Origin of the sequence: Propionicimonas sp. (assembly GCF_047606205.1) — a bacterium.
GTDB lineage: Bacteria > Actinomycetota > Actinomycetes > Propionibacteriales > Propionibacteriaceae > Propionicimonas.
The window spans coordinates 1-3,009 of record NZ_JASGES010000128.1; the positions used below are offsets into that span (position 1 = coordinate 1).

Consider the following 3,009-nt stretch of genomic DNA (forward strand, 5'->3'; position numbering starts at 1 on the left):
CCCGGCCCCCCCGCGGAGGTGCTGGCCGCGCCTATGGCCCTGCTCCTCGACGCTTGTCGCCGGGGTGTCGAAGGTGAAGAGCACGACGCTCGTGAATCCCGAGTCGACATCCATCACGGTCAGGCCGTTGCTGTCGACGTCCACGCAGAAGACCTGGCCGTGCAGGTGCGGACAGCCGCCCTGTTCGCGCACGGACAGGGGGAATGCCGCGTCCCAACCGGCGGCGGCCGCCTCCAGGAGGTCCGACACATCGGTGGGCGCGAGCCGACCGAAGAGCTCGCGCGCCGCCCACTCGGCGTCGGCGTCGGGGAAGGACGCCACGGTCCGGACAGCCCGCTCCGCGATCTCCTCGAACGGGACGGGCGTCACGCCAGTGGCGTCGTGGAGCAGCACGCGCTCGGTCCGAACGATCCCGAGTCGCCCGCCGCGGGCCGAGGCGAGCTCGACCATCCGGGCGGGCAGTCCGGCGCCGGCCAGGTAGCTGTCGCGGACGTCGCCGTCCAGCCATTCCAGGACGCCGAGCAGATGCACGGCGCAGGCGGTGATCCGCACCGACCACTCCGGAGCCTCCTTGACGACGTCCATCCGGACCCGTACCGGCAGCTGCCCCCACGTGGTGAGCGGGATTTCCTCGTCCGCGATGCAGGCGACCATCAACTCGCCCACGTCGCTGAGCGCGTGGGTGATGGCCTCGGCCTCGACGACCGGAGCCAGGTCGTAGGCGACCACGGACGCGCGGCCCGCGCCCGAGAGCAACCGGTGCACCAGAGAGATCGAACGGGCACGCAACGCTTCGTCGTGCATGACCGAGATCGTGGTTTCGACGTCTTCCACGAGACCCCCTGGAGTCGGCTCTGCCGGTGAGCGCCGCGCCCGGCGTCCACGCCGGCCTGCGGTCACTCCCGGTATTTCGTAAGGCGAGCCTAACCTAATTCGACGAGTCCCGCGGCGCCATCCCGAAACCGGTCGGTGGACACCCGGTGGCCGGGACCGGCCGGGCGGGCGGAACGGTCCGGGACGGAGACCGGCCGGGGCGAACCGGGACGAAGGCTACGCTGACCCCGAACCCGATCCCCGACCCCTGCGCCCGCGGCGTGGGAAGGAGTCCTGCATGGTCGACCACGCCGCGCCGGTGCTGCAGCTCGACGACGTCTGCTTCCGGAGGGACGGCAAGGAGATCCTGCAGAACGTGGGTTTCACCGTCCGCCCCGGCGAACACTGGGCCCTGCTCGGACCCAACGGAGCGGGCAAGAGCACCGTCCTCGGTTTCTGCGGAGCGGTCATCCACCCGAGCTCCGGGACCGTCCGCGTGCTCGGCGGCCGGTTGGGCCGGGTCGAACTGCAGGAACTGCGCCGGCAGATCGGCCACGTGAACCCCCGGCACCCGCTGCGCTCACCGCTCACCGTGCGGGAGGTCGTGCTCACCGGTGTCACCGGCACGATCGAGACCCCGTTGCGCTGGGAGCCCTCGACCGCGGAGAGCGCCCACGCCGACGTGCTGATCGAGACCCTCGGGCTGGCCGGACGGTCCGGCGACCGCTGGCCGACCCTCTCCCAGGGGGAGCGCGGCCGCACCCTGATCGCCCGCGCCCTGATCTGCAATCCGCTGCTGCTCCTCCTCGACGAGCCGTCCACCGGCCTGGACGTGTCGGCGCGCGAGCAGCTGCTCGAGACCCTCGACGACCTGGCGGACGACCGGCCCGAGCTGACCTCGATCCTGGTCACCCACCACCTCGAGGAACTGCCGGCCAGCACCACCCACGCGCTGCTGCTGAGGTCGGGACGCGTGGTGGCGGCCGGGCCCGTGGCGTCCGTCCTCGACACGGCCAACGTCTCGGCGGCCTTCGACCACCCGATCGAGGTCCACCACCAGGACGGACGGTGGGCCGCCCGCGCCGTCCCCGCACGGAAGGCCCGGACCAGGACCCACTGAGCGGGGCTACAGTGCGGAGGGAGGAGGACGCGTGCCCGAGATGCTGACGAGCAACGTGGACGACGTCGCCCTCATCTTCGAGGGCGGCGGCATGCGCGCCAGCTACACCTCGGCCGTGGTGGCCACCCTGCTCGCCGAGGGGATCCACATCGACTGGGTGGCCGGGATCTCCGCCGGAGCCAGCAACCTCGCCAACTACGTCTCCCGCGACGCCGGCCGCGCCCGGAGATCCTTCGTCGAGTTCGCCGCCGACCCGCGTTTCGGGAACTGGGGCAGCTTTCTGCGCGGCCAGGGCCTGTTCAACGCGGCCTACATCTACGAGCAGACGTCCGCTCCCGATCAGGCGCTCCCGTTCGACTTCGCCACCTTCGCCGCGAACCCCGCCCGGCTGCGGATCGGAGCGTTCGAGTGCGACACCGGCCGCGGGGTCGCCTGGTCGCGCGAGGACGTGGCGACCATGCCCTACCTGATGCGGCGCGTCCGGGCGTCCTCGACCATGCCGGTGATCATGCCGCCGGTCCGGCTGGACGGCCACGTCTACGTCGACGGGGCGCTCGCCGACCACGGCGGGATCGCGCTGAATGCCGCCCAGGCGGACGGGTTCAGGCGGTTCTTCGTCGTCCTCACCCAGGAACGCGGCTACGTGAAGCGTCCGACCTCCGCCCCCGCGGTGTACCGGACGTGGTTCCGCCGCTATCCCGCCGTCGCGGAGGCGTTGCGCGTCCGGCACCTCAACTACAACCGCACCCGCGAGGAGCTCTTCGACCTGGAGCGCTCCGGCGACGCCCTGCTGTTCGTGCCGGACCGGATGCCGGTCAGCAACAGCACCCGGGAGGTCGCCCGGCTGCGCGCCAGCCACGAGGCGGGGCTCGCGCAGGCCCGCCGCGAGGTGCCGCGCTGGCGGGAGTTCCTCGGGCTGGGCTGAGCCGCGACCGGCCCGCGAGCATAGGCTCGCGCGAGTGAACTCCCGCTTCTCCCAGCACCACTACCGCACCAGGCTGGACTGGTCAGGCTCGACCGGGGCCGGCTACCGGAGCTATGACAGGGCGCACCGGCTGGTCGCGATCGTGGCCGGC

General features: G+C 72.1%; 3 protein-coding genes. 2 read left to right on the top strand and 1 reads right to left on the bottom strand.

The window, feature by feature from the left end; translation table 11 throughout:
• A partial coding sequence (locus QM633_RS08295; RefSeq protein ID WP_415153275.1) for a hypothetical protein occupies positions 1 to 834 on the bottom strand: 834 nt, incomplete at its 3' end.
• A gap of 277 nt (positions 835 to 1,111) precedes the next feature.
• On the opposite strand from QM633_RS08295, the gene QM633_RS08300 reads away from it, so the two are divergent.
• Positions 1,112 to 1,933, top strand: a complete 822-nt coding sequence (locus QM633_RS08300) for an ABC transporter ATP-binding protein (protein WP_415153276.1) — start codon at positions 1,112 to 1,114, stop codon at positions 1,931 to 1,933.
• A gap of 43 nt (positions 1,934 to 1,976) precedes the next feature.
• Positions 1,977 to 2,858 (top strand): patatin-like phospholipase family protein, encoded by an 882-nt coding sequence (locus QM633_RS08305; RefSeq protein ID WP_415153277.1) that lies wholly within the window; start codon positions 1,977 to 1,979, stop codon positions 2,856 to 2,858.
• Positions 2,859 to 3,009 lie beyond the last annotated feature (151 nt).